Source organism: Flavobacterium sp. SM2513, from assembly GCF_050908145.1.
Taxonomy (GTDB): domain Bacteria; phylum Bacteroidota; class Bacteroidia; order Flavobacteriales; family Flavobacteriaceae; genus Flavobacterium.
Genome location: NZ_CP194228.1, coordinates 2,910,016 through 2,924,740, shown reverse-complemented (window position 1 = coordinate 2,924,740; position 14,725 = coordinate 2,910,016). Strand labels below are relative to the sequence as shown.

General features: G+C 36.9%; 16 protein-coding genes and 1 pseudogene. All 17 read left to right on the top strand.

The window, feature by feature from the left end; translation table 11 throughout:
• Nucleotides 1-68 precede the first annotated feature (68 nt).
• The 17 genes and pseudogenes from ACQ5J2_RS12420 (at nt 69) to ACQ5J2_RS12340 (ending at nt 14,725) form a co-directional block, all read left to right on the top strand.
• On the top strand, nt 69-707 hold the full coding sequence (locus ACQ5J2_RS12420; RefSeq protein WP_432670786.1) for a peroxiredoxin: 639 nt from the start codon (nt 69-71) through the stop codon (nt 705-707).
• A gap of 156 nt (nt 708-863) precedes the next feature.
• On the top strand, nt 864-1,178 hold the full coding sequence (locus tag ACQ5J2_RS12415) for a thioredoxin family protein (RefSeq protein WP_432670785.1): 315 nt from the start codon (nt 864-866) through the stop codon (nt 1,176-1,178).
• Nucleotides 1,179-1,183: 5 nt separating this feature from the next.
• Nucleotides 1,184-1,441, top strand: coding sequence for a DUF6952 family protein (locus ACQ5J2_RS12410; protein WP_026976211.1), 258 nt, complete (start codon nt 1,184-1,186; stop codon nt 1,439-1,441).
• A gap of 180 nt (nt 1,442-1,621) precedes the next feature.
• The gene (locus tag ACQ5J2_RS12405) at nt 1,622-2,485 is read left to right on the top strand and encodes an alpha/beta fold hydrolase (RefSeq protein WP_432670784.1); all 864 of its coding nucleotides are present in this window, start codon (nt 1,622-1,624) and stop codon (nt 2,483-2,485) included.
• 134 nt (nt 2,486-2,619) lie between these two features.
• Entirely contained in the window at nt 2,620-3,117 is a 498-nt protein-coding gene (locus tag ACQ5J2_RS12400) for an RNA polymerase sigma factor (RefSeq protein WP_432670783.1), read from the top strand.
• Nucleotides 3,104-3,697, top strand: coding sequence for a hypothetical protein (locus ACQ5J2_RS12395; RefSeq protein ID WP_432670782.1), 594 nt, complete (start codon nt 3,104-3,106; stop codon nt 3,695-3,697). Before ACQ5J2_RS12400 ends, ACQ5J2_RS12395 begins: the two co-directional genes overlap by 14 nt.
• 58 nt (nt 3,698-3,755) lie before the next feature.
• Nucleotides 3,756-3,950: a hypothetical protein gene (locus ACQ5J2_RS12390; protein WP_432670781.1), complete on the top strand. Its 195-nt coding sequence runs from the start codon at nt 3,756-3,758 to the stop codon at nt 3,948-3,950.
• Between the two features lie 5 nt (nt 3,951-3,955).
• Nucleotides 3,956-4,255 carry a thioredoxin gene (trxA, locus tag ACQ5J2_RS12385; RefSeq protein WP_432670780.1) on the top strand — a complete coding sequence of 100 codons (300 nt, stop codon included), beginning with the start codon at nt 3,956-3,958 and terminating at the stop codon, nt 4,253-4,255.
• Between the two features lie 329 nt (nt 4,256-4,584).
• A complete protein-coding gene (locus ACQ5J2_RS12380; protein WP_432670779.1) occupies nt 4,585-4,806 on the top strand; it encodes a helix-turn-helix domain-containing protein in 222 nt (73 codons plus the stop codon).
• A 399-nt stretch (nt 4,807-5,205) separates the two neighbouring features.
• Nucleotides 5,206-5,847, top strand: coding sequence for a DUF6266 family protein (locus ACQ5J2_RS12375; protein ID WP_432670778.1), 642 nt, complete (start codon nt 5,206-5,208; stop codon nt 5,845-5,847).
• A gap of 483 nt (nt 5,848-6,330) precedes the next feature.
• Complete coding sequence (locus tag ACQ5J2_RS12370; protein ID WP_432670777.1) at nt 6,331-7,128, top strand: hypothetical protein; 798 nt, start codon at nt 6,331-6,333, stop codon at nt 7,126-7,128.
• Nucleotides 7,129-7,338: 210 nt separating this feature from the next.
• A complete protein-coding gene (locus ACQ5J2_RS12365) occupies nt 7,339-8,790 on the top strand; it encodes an N-6 DNA methylase (RefSeq protein ID WP_432670776.1) in 1,452 nt (483 codons plus the stop codon).
• Nucleotides 8,787-10,016: a restriction endonuclease subunit S gene (locus ACQ5J2_RS12360; RefSeq protein ID WP_432670775.1), complete on the top strand. Its 1,230-nt coding sequence runs from the start codon at nt 8,787-8,789 to the stop codon at nt 10,014-10,016. The genes ACQ5J2_RS12365 and ACQ5J2_RS12360 overlap by 4 nt, the downstream gene beginning before the upstream one ends.
• 14 nt (nt 10,017-10,030) lie before the next feature.
• On the top strand, nt 10,031-10,519 hold the full coding sequence (locus tag ACQ5J2_RS12355) for a hypothetical protein (RefSeq protein WP_432670774.1): 489 nt from the start codon (nt 10,031-10,033) through the stop codon (nt 10,517-10,519).
• Nucleotides 10,516-12,918: pseudogene (hsdR, locus tag ACQ5J2_RS12350) on the top strand (EcoAI/FtnUII family type I restriction enzme subunit R). Before ACQ5J2_RS12355 ends, hsdR begins: the two are co-directional and overlap by 4 nt.
• A gap of 66 nt (nt 12,919-12,984) precedes the next feature.
• Nucleotides 12,985-13,254, top strand: a complete 270-nt coding sequence (locus ACQ5J2_RS12345; protein WP_432670773.1) for a hypothetical protein — start codon at nt 12,985-12,987, stop codon at nt 13,252-13,254.
• Nucleotides 13,255-13,432: 178 nt separating this feature from the next.
• Nucleotides 13,433-14,725 (top strand): PQQ-dependent sugar dehydrogenase, encoded by a 1,293-nt coding sequence (locus tag ACQ5J2_RS12340; RefSeq protein WP_432670772.1) that lies wholly within the window; start codon nt 13,433-13,435, stop codon nt 14,723-14,725.

Here is a 14,725-nt window from a genome sequence, read left to right as displayed (position 1 = left end):
GATTGTATATAGTGGGTATAGGCGGTATATTTGTACCAGTAAAACAATAACAATTAAAATATATATTTATGTCATTAGTAGGAAAAAAATTCCCAAACATAGCAGTTGACGCAATTTCTGAAATGGGAGACAACATGAAAATCAACATTTTTGATGAAGCAGTCAATAATAAGAAAAAAGTGGTTTTGTTTTGGTATCCAAAAGATTTTACCTTTGTTTGCCCAACAGAATTACACGCTTTTCAAGCTGCCTTGCCTGAATTTGAAAAAAGAAACACAATCGTTATCGGTGCTTCTTGTGATACGAATGAAGTGCACTTCGCATGGTTGAACACAGCAAAAGACAACGGTGGAATTGAAGGTGTTACTTACCCAATTCTTGCAGATACCAACCGTAACTTATCAAACATTCTTGGTATTCTTGATATTGAATCAACTTCTTATGATGAAGAAACAGATTCAGTAATGGTAGAAGGTTCTAACGTAACCTACAGAGCAACTTACTTAGTAGACGAAGAAGGAAAAATTTTCCACGAAAGTGTCAATGATATGCCATTGGGTAGAAACGTAAATGAATACTTACGTTTAATCGACGCTTACACACACGTTCAAACTAAAGGTGAAGTTTGTCCTGCCAACTGGGAAGAAGGTAAAGATGCAATGAGTGCTGATAGAAACAGTACTGCTTCTTACTTAGCTTCACACTAATTAAATAACAATTTCAATTGCAATATCAATTGCAAATGGCAATGACAATCGCCATAACAAATTCAAATGTCAATTCTAGAGTATTGATACTGCTTTTTGAAATTGAAATTGATTTTTGTAATTGATATTGAAATTGATTTTTAAAAAACAAACACTATGTTAATTGAATTAAACGAAGATACCTTAGCCGATTTAATCACTAAGAACGATAAAGTTGTAGTACAATATTCCGCATCTTGGTGTGGGAACTGTAGAATTATGAAGCCAAAATTTAAAAAAATGGCTACTGAGAATGAAAATATGACTTTTGTATTGGTGGATGCAGAAAATTCACCTGAATCTAGAAAGTTAGCTAACGTTTCTAATCTTCCTACTTTTGCAACATTTGTAAACGGAAAATTATTAAACGAAACACAAACAAATAAAGCGGATGTTTTAGCTGAATTGATTAGCGAAATTTCTTCAAACTAAGTATTATGAAATTACCTGTAATTAAGCACTTGACTCAGTTTATTGAAGAGAACGACCAAGATTACTTGGTAGAAACCATTGAGGTTTTAGAGAGTTTAACTGAAGTTTCTTCGTTGAAAGATGAAGAGTTGGACGTACTTGGCGAGCTGATTTCTAATATGTACGGCGCTTTAGAGGTACATAAAATGATTAAAAACGGCACCGATAAAAAGGAGGCACTTAACACTTTTATGAAGCGTGTTTTAGGCTCTATCGATAAATAGCCCCAAATTTCCTTATTTATAGTTGAAAACAGTACCAGAAATGGTGCTGTTTTTTTTGTTTATAATCTGCTGAACGACGCACACATAGCAGTTTTTAAAAACTCCTATACTTTTTTTGTAACAATGCAGTCACTTTGGCATCAAAAGCTAAAATCAAAACATCACTTAAGACCAATTATTATGAAAAATCTAACCCTCACCCTACTCCTTTTATGTTGTGTTTGCCAAAGTTTCGCACAAAACACCAATGCTTTTAACGTCAAAGTTATTGGCAAAGGTGAACCTATCATCCTGATTCCCGGATATTCCTGCAGCGGCGAAGTTTGGAACGAAACCGTTGACCACTTAAAAAGCAAGTACCAACTGCATGTTTTAACACTTGCCGGTTTTGCAACCGTTCCACCTATTCCAAACGAGAACATACTTCAAACCGTTCACGACCAAATTATTCAATACGTAAAGGACAAAAAACTAAGTAAGCCCATCCTTATCGGACACAGTTTAGGAGCTTTCATGACGTTGTGGTTACACAGCAGCGAGCCTGATTTGTTCGGAAAGAGCATCTGTTTAGATGGCGTTCCGTTTATCTCCGCGATATTCAATCCCACAGCTACAGCGGAATCTTTAAAACAAGACCCGAAATTCAACAAAGCAGTGGTCATTCAAAATTTCATTAATTTACCCACAGAAGGCTATATTGCCAACATGACTACAGCAATGGCATACCAAGTTAATGATACCGTGAGAGCGCGTCAAATAGCTACGTGGAGCTTTCAGAGCGACCGAAGAACGCTGGGAAGTACGATGGTAGAAATGGCAACCACCGACCTGCGTCCTGTCTTGCCTAAAATCAAACAAAATATATTAATTTTAGCGAGTATTTTTGAAAGCAAAGAAAACAGCGTGAAAGTGTATGGCAAACAATATGAATTATTGCCCAACAAAACACTAATTGTCGCTAACAGTAAGCATTTCATTATGTACGACCAACCGGAGTGGTTTTATGCCCAAATTGACGCTTTTTTAAGTAAGGGAAACCAGTAAAAAAGAAATCAACAGGCTTTAATAGAAATAGGACAAGCTTGTAAAATCAAAAACAATCACAGATTAATTCAATTACGATAGATTGAATCTTTTTACTCTTTTTAATCTGTGGCAAATAAAAAATTAAAAGTAAAGTGAACCAAAACCAAGAACAACGCTTCAAAGAATTGTATCAAAAATACGGACCAAAAGTTCAACGCCTCTGTCTAGGTTACACCGGAAACCAAATGGAAGCCGAAGACCTTTTGCAAGAAGTTTTTGTAAAAGTGTGGCAAAACTTACACACATTTCGGGGCGATTCTCAAGTCAGTACTTGGATTTACCGCATTGCCGTTAACACCTGTCTATACCAAATTCGCTCTACTAAAAACAAGAAAAGTGTAGACCTCGATAAAGCACCTCTTTTGGTTCAAAGCGAACCAGACAACAAAGAACTACAAGTACAGTTATTGCATAAAGCAATCAGTGAACTCAAAGAAAGCGACCGACTTATAATCACTTTGTTACTAGAAGAAATTTCCTATCCTGAAATAGCAAAAATCACTGAAATTTCAGAGGCAAACCTACGAGTCAAAATCCATAGAATCAAACAACAATTAAGCTTAATATACGCGAAACATGAAAGACTTTAACGACTTACAAAACCTTTGGAAGGAACAAGCGACAGCCCAATTGCCTGATGTAAATAGCATTTTGGCAGATGCCAAAAAAGTACAGCAGGCCTTGACTACAAGGATAATCGTACAAGTAAGTATCCTAGTGGCGGTAGTCCTTTTTATATTGGTACTGATGACCGTGATTCCTTTTCAGCAAGCAACAACGTTCATCGGCATCGGATTGATGGCCAGCACCATCCTCCTCTTCTCCACCGTCCGATTGTACCAATTTATCCAAATGAAAAGAATCGATTTAACACAAAATCCACGCCAACTCCTTCAGGATTTAGAAGCCTATTACCGCTTTCAAAATACAGTAAATACACACTATACCTTGTATTATTTCACTTTGATGAATATAGCCTTTGCATTGTATTTCATTGAAGTGTTGCAACCTGTTCCGTTGCTGTACCAGCTAATTATCGTAGCAATTTACCTTGTGTGGATGCTGTTTGCTTTTTTGTATTTAGGAAAAAAACACAAACAAAAAGAACAAGCCAAAACGCAAAGCATCATTGATGCAATTAAAGCGATTGAACAACATTACGAATCATAAAGGTGTTGCAATTAGAGAAAATTATACGTACTTTTAACCTCCTTAAAAAATTAAAATTATGATACACCGCCTCACTTCTAACTGGAATGTATTTCGATTTGTACGATTGGCTTTTGGTATAATGCTTATTTTCCAAGCCGTAGAAGTCCGCAATTTATGGCTGATTATTCCCGGAATAATATTTATAGGCATTGCCCTATTCAATGCGGGATGCGAACGAAACAACTGTGCACTTCCCAACAATAAAAGATAGAATATATGAGTAATTTTAAAGACCTGATCGATTCTGACACGCCTGTACTAGTCGATTTCTTTGCCACTTGGTGTGGTCCGTGCCAAATGTTAATGCCCGTACTAACAGACGTAAAGAAAAATATGGGCGACCGCGTGACCATCTTGAAAATTGATGTGGACAAAAACAAAGAACTCGCCGAGCAATACCGCGTCAAAGGTGTTCCTACGATGTTATTGTTCCAAAACGGAAAGCAGCTTTGGCGCCAATCTGGTGTGCTGACTAAAGATGAAATCATCAGAACGATTGTAGCGAAAACCGACTGATTCAATTATTTTTAAAGGATAAAAACCCAAATTTCACATTGTATCAGTAAAAACACAACCCGTTATACCCCAAACCTTTCCGTTTTTTAAGTACCGAAAGGTTTTTTTATGAGAAAGCAATTCCACCATTTTTCCAGTATTTACAGTACTTTACAGTATTACAAAACCTAATACACTAACCTGCAAAGTGTTAAAGTTTCTATTTTTGTAAATCGTATTATAATATTCTATACATTTGATATTAATTATTGCTGATAGCAGGTAGTATTAATAGCTGCAACAGGTATAATCGCATTTAGAAATTCGTAACCATATAAATTAAATATACGATGGAAATAACAAAAAGAAAGGGTGGCATGCAAGTAGGCATCAACACCGATTTGTCAAAACTGTATTATGACAATACAGAAATTGAAATCATCTTCAAGATTTCGTACTCTACCATCTACCGATGGCGTAATGCAAAAATATTAAAATTCCGCAAAGTGGGCTCAAAGTATTATTATCCAAGAGAAGTTATCGAACGGATGATGAAAATTCGTGACGAATAATTTCTCAGCCACTTTTTACGCCACGTGTAAAGCAACCCGTTCTATACCAGAATGGGTTTTTTTATGCCCTTATTTCGCCCGTACCGCTACAGCACTATGATAGCAGCTTCTTCCGAGCTTTGTGCGTCCTTTCTCCAAGCAAAAGTCCTTTTAGATAAACAAACGACGAACAAACCTCGAACAAAGGTCGAACAATTGATGGCTAAAATGCGTACAAGTGGTCAATACCGTTCAAAGCCGTTTAGACGCTTTTATAAGTAGTTTTTATAGTGTATTTGCAAGCAAAATCTTCTTTATTCAACCACAATTTCAGCGTGTTGTTTTTTGATTTACATTTGCTTCACCATCACCTCATAAGGGCTTGGAAATCAAAATTATTAACCCATTAAATTAATTATCATGGGAATTTACAACAACGGTATTTTAGGAGCCTTTTCAGGTTTGGTTGGCTCCGTAGTAGGCTCTAGTTTTAGAGGGCACAATGTGATGCGTAGTCGTCCAAGAAAAAGTAACAAACCAGCAAGTTTGCTTCAAATTATGCAGCGAACGAAGTTTGCAAAAGCAATTTCATTTTTAACGCCGGCAAAGATGATTCTATCGGATTATTTTGGAGCACCAACGGGAGTGAAATCGAGGTTTAATCTAGCGGTTGCATATCATTTAGTAAACGCTATTGGGTATGTGAACGGTGTAGCAACCGTACTTTACGACAAATTGGTGTATGCTAAAGGCAGCTTGTTAGCACCACAAAACTTAGTATGCGTTGCTTCTGCGGGAGCGCAATTGGACTTAACTTGGATTAACAATTCTGATCAAGCAGGTACTTTGCCGTCAGACCAATTGATGGTGGTAGTTGTAGAGGTGGACTCTGGCGATTATGAGTTCTTCCTGAACGCGGCCGAAAGAATAGACGTAGAAGCAAAGCTCAACCTTCCCGCCTATCTTGCAGGTACTGATGTACACGTTTATGCTTTCATGGCTGCGGAAGATGGAAAAAGTAACTCTACAAGCCAGCACTTGGGCAAGTTTACATTGCTGTAATGCTGTGGAATGGTAAGGTTTAAAACCTCAGAGATTTAGGTCTTTGGGGTTTTTTTATTAAATTTTGCTTTTAGATGATAGATTATGATTTGCAATTTTATTCAACGTTTTTTTTTAATTTAGTTCCTCGTAATGCAGTTAATGCGAATGTTACTTTGTCTGGTGATTTACTATGTAGTAGCGTAGATGTATATATTTTGATAATGCCGGTGGATGGAAAATTAAATTTTATAAATTAGTATTTAGGTCTGATATCGGTACTGAAAGTAATGTGCTACTGGTATGTAAAAACTCTGAAGATTGCCGTTTATGAGTATTATATTTTTAGACTCGGGAATGCCTTTCATGAAGAAATATAATGGTTTAAAGGAAAAACAATATAAATTCATAGAGTATTATTAAAATTATGAATAATATTTAATACATTTAAATAATTTCTATACTTAAAACAAATATAATGTAAACCAATAAAATCGATTAAATATGAAACAAATTTTATTTTTAGCAATTATTCTCTTAGGATTAAATTTAAATGCTCAAACAGAAATAAAAAAAGGTAGTTATATCTTTGATGAAAATATTATAACTAATCAATCCAATATGACAGTTAAAGACCAGAAAGCCCCGATTGAAATTATAAAAAACAGTAAAATAACGGTGGTCGGTCAATCTGATGATTTAAAAAAAGTATATATCAAATACTGGAAGTATACTCTTAGTGAAGGGACTGATAAAAACCCTTTAACTTTAGAACAAAATGAAGAAAATGCAAAACTCAAACCCTATAATGATAGTGTATTTGAATTACCAGCAGAAATTTTTAAAAAAATAACATCTCCTCTTTATTCGTACTACAAAGGCACAACGGTTGGAGTATATACAGTGCCTTTTAGGTTAAGAGGATCAGGAAATAACTTTGATTTTGAATCCAGTTTATCTCTACAAGCAAATATTGTGCTAGGTTTAGGTACACAACGAATGGATAGTTCTTGGTTTGACTTATCATTGGGAATCGGTTTGACCGGAGTTAATCTTAACTCTGATAATAGCCTTGTAACAGAGTCGAGGACAGCTTCTGCTTTTACTGTCTCTGGTGGAATGGTAATTAAGCCTTCTAAATTTGCAAATATTGGAATATTTGTTGGTTTTGACAATTTAAGCAGAAGTGACAGAGATGTTGATTGGGTACACAACGGAAATTTATGGGTGGGGCTCGGCATTAATGTTAGTTTTAACGCTATTACAACTACCGAATCTGCAGCACCAGGTAATCAAGATTAAAATAAAATCTTTAATATTATTTATAACCTCAATAATTTTGATTATTGAGGTTATATTTTTTTAGATAAAAAAATAAGTAACTCTTTTACAATCAATTATAACTACACGACAAAGATCCTCCATAACATTTGAAATGAAAGTTATATATTTGACCAGTGCTGATTAAAACAGCATTAATTTAACACCCCACTACACTTTACAGAAAACACCATGTTCGAACAGACTTTTAAAAACATAGACGACATATTACACAAAGATGCCGGTTGCGGCAGCGAGCTGGATTACATAGAGCAAACCTCTTGGGTGCTGTTCTTGAAATACTTGGACGATTTAGAACAAGACAAAGCTACAGCAGCAGAGCTAACTGGAAAAACCTATACACGCATCATAGCGCCTGCTTTTCAATGGAATACTTGGGCAGCTCCTAAACTACCCGACGGCAAGATAGACCACAATGCCTTGACAGGCGACGACCTTTCGGACTTTGTGAATATTGAGCTCTTCCCCTACCTCAAAAAGTTTAAGGTAGATGCTGAAAGTCCCGATACCATTGAGTATAAAATAGGAGAAATTTTCAGCGAGTTGAAAAATCGTATACAAAGTGGTTATAATTTACGTGAAGTAATCAGTCGGATTGACGAGTTACGGTTCCGGACGCATGCCGAAAAGCACGAAATGAGTCACCTATATGAAGACAAAATCAAGAATATGGGTAATGCGGGACGTAACGGGGGCGAATATTATACCCCACGTCCGTTGATAAAAACCATTATAAAAGTGGTGGCTCCTGTAATAGGACAAACCATTTATGACGGTGCCGTAGGGTCAGCGGGGTTTCTTGTAGAAGCTTTTGACTATTTGAGCAACAGCAAAGAATTAACCACATCAGACGTAACGACTTTACAAAAAAAGACGTTTTACGGCAAGGAAAAAAAATCATTGGCCTACATCATCAGTATTATGAACATGATTTTGCACGGTGTCGAAGCCCCAAATATCATTCATACCAATACCCTTGCAGAGAATCTGGCGGACATACAAGAAAAAGACCGTTATGATGTAATCCTAGCCAATCCGCCGTTTGGAGGAAAAGAACGTGCCGAAGTACAACAGAATTTCCCGATTAAAACAGGCGAAACGGCTTCATTGTTTTTACAGCATTTTATCAAGATATTAAAAGCAGGCGGTAAAGCGGCAGTGGTAATTAAAAACACGTTTTTAAGCAATACCGACAATGCAAGTGTGGCGTTGCGAAAAGAATTGCTATCGAGTTGCAACTTGCATACCGTACTGGACTTGCCCGGTGGTACGTTTACTGGTGCGGGAGTGAAAACCGTAGTCTTGTTTTTTGAAAAAGGAAGTGCTACGGAGAAGGTGTGGTTTTACCAACTCAATTTAGACCGCAACTTGGGTAAAACCAATGCCTTGAACGAAAAAGATTTGGCAGAATTTGTAGCCTTACAACAAACAAAAGCCGACAGCCACAACTCTTGGAGTGTAGCGATTAAAGACCTTGACCTAAAAACCTACGACCTTTCTGCAAAAAACCCCAATAAAAAAGAAGAAGCGGCTTTGCGTGAGCCCGCAGCTATTTTAGCGGCGATGAAAGAATTGGACAAAGAAAGTGCAAAGATTTTGAACTCAATTATGGAATTGATATGAGTGAAAATATTGAGATAAAAAGATTAGGTGATTTATGTGAATTAGTTACAAAAGGTACTACACCTACAAGTCTAGGACATAAATTTGTTGATGAAGGCATAAATTTTATTAAAGTTGAGTCATTAACTGCATCCGGTGAGATAATTGCAAATAAGGTTGCTTATATTGATGAGAATTGTCATAACGTATTAAAGAGGTCACAACTCAAAGAGGATGACATCCTTTTTTCGATTGCAGGGGCTTTAGGAAGAATTGGTATTGTAAAAAAAGAAATTATTCCAGCTAATACAAATCAAGCTTTAGCAATAATAAGATTAAAAGAAAATTCCAGCGTTTTAGTAAGTTATTTAGCAAGATATTTTAATTCAAGCCTTATTCAGGATGAAATAGAAAAACTTCGTGGAGGTGCTGCACAACAAAACCTATCATTATCACAATTAAATGATTTAAAAATACCTATTCCTTCTATTTGTCAACAGGAACAAATTATAAAAGTTTTAGACAAAGCCTTTACCGCCATAGATAAAGCTAAAGCCAATGCAGAAGAAAACCTTAAAAATGCGAAGGAGCTTTTTGAGAGTTATTTGCAAGGGGTGTTTGAGAATAAAGATGGGGATTGGGAAGAGAAAACTTTAGGAGAATTAGCTGACTTTAGAAATGGAATAAATTACACTAAAAGTAGTAAAGGAGAAAAAGTAAAGATTGTTGGTGTTAGAGATTTTCAAAATAGCTTTTGGGTTCCTTACAAAACTCTTGATTCAGCTATTTTGGATGGAAAAATAAATGAATTAGATTTACTTCAAAAAGGAGATATTATTACAGTTCGTTCTAATGGTAATCCACAATTAATTGGAAGAACATTATTAGCAGATGACGTAAAAGAGAAAGTTTCTCATTCAGGTTTTACCATTAGAATTAGATTAAATACAAAAAATATTAATTCTGTTTATTTATGTCATTTTTTAAAAATTCCATCTACAAGAAAAATATTAGTTGATGGAGGAAATGGGGTAGGTATTAAAAGTTTAAATCAAGTTTCCCTTTCTTTATTATCTATTCCTTATCCAAAATCCTTGAGCATACAAGAGTCTATTGTAAAAAACATAGAAGCATTCTCAAAAGAAATAAAACACTTGAAAAATACTTATCTTAAAAAAATAGATGATTTAGAAGAATTAAAGAAATCAATATTGCAAAAAGCATTTAGCGGGGAATTAAAAATATAAGAAGTAAAAGCAGTATGGATGAAGAAATAATAAATAAGAGTTTTAGACATGCTGCAGCATTTGGAAAACGCATAGAATACTATGTTATTGGCTTAATGCTAAAAGAAGGTTTGGATGTTTTTTTGCCGATGGTGGATGATGATGCAATAGACGCTGTCATAAAAAAACCAGACGGTTCATTTGTAGAAATACAAATAAAGGCACGTTCTAAACATGTCAAGTTTGGTAATGGAGGTTTATTTGCTGCATTAAAACATGAATATAGAAAAAACTATTGGTTTGTTTTTTATTCTGAAAGTATGGATACTATTTGGATTCTCTCATCAAGCGAATTTATAAAAGAGGCAAGACAAAATAAAAGTGGAATAAATATAGGTAAGCGTTCATTAAAATTAAATGGCGTTAATTCAAAAATAGAAAAGGAACATGTACTTCCGCAATTTCAAAGATATGTAGCAATTGATTTTAGTCGTATATTTAACGAAAATCCAGATATAATATGAACGAAGCCGATACAAGAGCCCAACTAATAGACCCCAAGTTACAAGCCTGTGGATGGGGAGTTGTGGAGGATGCTAAAATTCTAAGGGAATACAACATCACGGCCGGTACTATAAAAACCGGCGGGGTGCGGTCTAAAAGGCTTTGTGCCGATTATATACTGGTTTACAAAGGCATTAAACTAGCAGTAATAGAAGCTAAAAGTGACGACCTAGAAGTGGGCGAAGGTGTGGCACAAGCCAAACTATACGCGGCTAAAATGGAGTTGCAAACCAGCTACAGCACTAACGGTAAGGAAATATACAGCATTTGTATGCAAACGGGCAAGGAAGGTCTGGTTACTGATTTTCTTTCGCCAGAAGCACTTTGGAACAAAACATTTGCGGTACAAAACGAATGGCGGGAACAGTTTGCATCAGTTCCTTTTGAGGACAAAAGTGGTACGTGGACGCCTCGGTTTTATCAGGAGTTGGCAGTAAACGCTACATTAGAAGCCATTGCTACAGGCAAAAACCGCATTTTACTGACCCTTGCTACAGGAACAGGAAAAACAGCGATTGCTTTTCAAATTTCGTGGAAGTTGTTTCAAACCCGCTGGAATCTGTCGGCTCAACACAATTATAAGGCAAGACGTCCCCGAATATTATTTTTAGCAGACCGGAACATACTAGCCGATTAAGCCTTTAATGCCTTTTCTTCGTTTCAAGAAGACGCCTTGATACGCATCAAACCAAAAGAAATAAGTAAAAAAGGAAAAGTGCCTACTAACGGCAGTATCTTCTTTACCATCTTTCAGAGTTTTATGAGCGGTACAGATGAAGACGGCAACCCGGTACCTCACTTTGGGCAATATCCCCCTGACTTTTTTGATTTTATTATTATAGATGAATGCCACCGTGGCGGTGCCAATGACGAAGGAAACTGGAGAGGAATTCTGGACTACTTTGCCCCTGCTGTTCAGTTGGGTTTGACCGCTACACCTAAACGAAAGGATAATGTAGATACGTACAAGTACTTTGGCGAGCCGGTATATGTGTATTCGCTTAAAGACGGAATTAACGATGGTTTTTTGACGCCCTTTAAAGTCAAACGCATTCAAACCACCCTTGACGAATACATCTACACAGATGACGACGATATCATAGAAGGCGACATCGAGAAAGGAAAAACCTATGTTGAAAAAGATTTCAACACGATTATAGAAATTAAAGAACGGGAAGCGAAAAGGGTACAACTCTACTTGGACGATGCCAAACCCAACGAAAAAGCAATTATCTTTTGTGCTACACAAGAGCATGCAGCAGTTGTTCGGGATTTGGTCAATCAATACAGTAAAAGCACCAACCCCCATTACTGCGTTCGTGTCACTGCCAATGATGGTGCGATAGGCGAACAGTTTTTGAGAGAGTTTCAAGACAATGAAAAAACAATTCCTACCATACTGACCACTTCGCAGAAACTATCTACCGGAGTCGATGCCAGAAACATTAGAAATATTGTGCTGATGCGACCAGTGAAGTCGATGATTGAATTCAAACAAATTGTAGGACGCGGCACACGGTTATTTGATGGTAAAGACTTTTTTACCATTTATGACTTTGTGAACGCCTATCATCACTTTGCAGATCCTGAATGGGATGGCGATGCATTAGCATGTGAAGTATGTGGACAAATAGTTTGCAACTGTGCGGATATTCCTAAACCAATTCCACAACCTTGTCCAGATTGTAATCAAGTACCTTGCATGTGTGCAAAAGAGCCTAAAGAGCCTTGTGCAGTATGCGGTGAGAACTATTGTAAATGTCCGAAACGCACCAGGACTAAAATAAAATTAAGAGACGGAAAAGCCCGTGAAATACAGTCGATGAGTTCCACATCGTATTGGAGTGCGGATGGTCAGCCTATTTCTGCTGAACAGTTTTTAAATAATTTGTTTGGTGAACTACCCAATTTATTTAAAAGCGAAGAAGAATTAAGGATTTTATGGAGTAATCCTACTACCCGCCGAACGCTTCTAGAAAAGCTAAACGAAGCAGGTTTTGGAAAAGATGAGTTGGCTATTTTACAAAAGTTATTTGAAGCCGAGAACAGCGATTTGTTCGATGTATTAGAATATGTGTTCAATGGCGAAATAAAACCCATTACACGCGAAGCACGAGTAGCAGCGGCACAGGCTACGATTTTCACTTTATTAGACGATAAACAAAAAGAATTCATAGCATTTGTATTGAGCAAATACATTGAAACCGGTGTTGAGGAATTGGATCAAGAAAAATTACCAGTATTGCTGACAAATAAATACCATTCACTAGAAGATGCAAAAATAGCATTAGGAAATGTAGCGGATATCAGTAAGTTATTTGTAGAGTTTCAGCAGTATTTATATACGAAAACAGCTTAGTCATTTTTGAATTTGATTTAATTTAAAAAAAATTAGAAATATTATGATTAATAAGATACAAATAGCATGAAAACAAACAAACTCATAAAGGTAGTCCTAATAATATGCTGCATCGCAACTTTAATATCCTGTGCTCCACAAGGCTATACGAAACACAGTTCCGGATTTCTGGAAGGACTGTGGCATGGAATCATTATAGTATTTTCGGTTATTGGTAAATTGATTGGTAAAAATGTTGGGATTTATGCCGAACACAATACAGGTGTGACCTACTGGTTGGGTTTCATACTCGGTTTGGGTATTTTAGGTGGTGGAGGAAGCTCGGCAAGACGGTAATTACTAAAGCCCATTTTCAAATACTGACAATAGGATTCGATAGCAACACTTGTGTAAACACTTTGTTATCTGATAACTGTCCGGGCTATTTGTTTGTGTTAAAGTAAACCTAATTCATGCTTTTTGTTTTTGTGCTTATCATATTAGAATTAATTTTAAGAAAAAAAACACAAAAGCGATGATGAAAAGTACTACCCTCGTAACCTTGGGACTCGTGTTCCTTTCTACTTTAGAAATGGCCGCCCAAGTAAATACAAAACTAAGTGAAGAGAGAAAAGCCGAGTTAGCCAGTCGTTCGGCTGATGTGGTGCAAACTGCTATTGGGACGTTGCGTTTAGTGGCGCCTTATTCCTCCGAATCGATTGTAAAAGAGAGCAAAGTAATTCCGTGGGGAATTAACAAACCACAAGCACCCGCGGGCTTTGAAGTTGTTAAATTTGCAGAAAACTTAGAGCATCCTCGAAGTACGTATGTAGCGCCAAATGGCGACATTTTTGCTGTAGAATCCAATACAAAACGAAGTGCCAATCGTATTACTCTATTACGGGACACAAACGGAGATGGGAGAGCGAACGAACAGACCGTATTTTTAGAAAATCTAAACCAGCCTTTTGGAATGTTGGTTTTAAACAATTACTTCTATGTAGCCAATACCGATGGGCTTTACAGATATCCTTATAAAAAAGGCGCTACACGAATTGATACTAAAGGAACCAAAATTCTGGATTTACCCGCCGGCGGCTACAACAACCATTGGACTAGAAATTTACTAGCCAATAAAGAAGGGACTAAAATATACGTCTCGGTAGGTTCTGCGAGTAATGTTGGGGAATATGGCATGGACAAGGAAGTACGACGTGCTGGAATTCTTGAAATTAACCCCGACGGGAGTAGTGAGAAAATATATGCAAGTGGTTTGAGAAATCCCGTAGGAATGGATTGGAATCCAGTAACTGGTGCGCTTTGGACAGCCGTAAACGAGCGGGATGAAATAGGCAATAATCTAGTTCCCGATTATCTGACAAGTGTTAAAGAAGGCGGCTGGTATGGCTGGCCTTACTCCTATTATGGACAAATTAAGGATCCGCGTTGGGAAGACGACCCGCATACTAGTTTAGTAGAACAAGCTATTATGCCAGATGTACCTACAGGACCTCATACGGCTTCACTAGGACTTGCGTTTTATACGGCAGTTAAATTCCCTAAAAAGTATAGAAATGGTGCTTTTGTAGGCCAACACGGTTCGTGGAATAGAGCTACTTTTTCAGGCTATAAAGTAGTGTTTGTTCCCTTTGATGAAAAAGGAAACCCAGGACAGCCCGAAGACTTCCTAACGGGTTTTCTTGCTGATGAAGCACAAAGCAAAGTCTACGGAAGGCCTGTAGGAATCAGTGTAACACAAGAAGGCGATTTGCTGGTATGTGACGACGATTCAGGAATCATCTGGAAAGTTTCAGCTCTTAAAAACTAA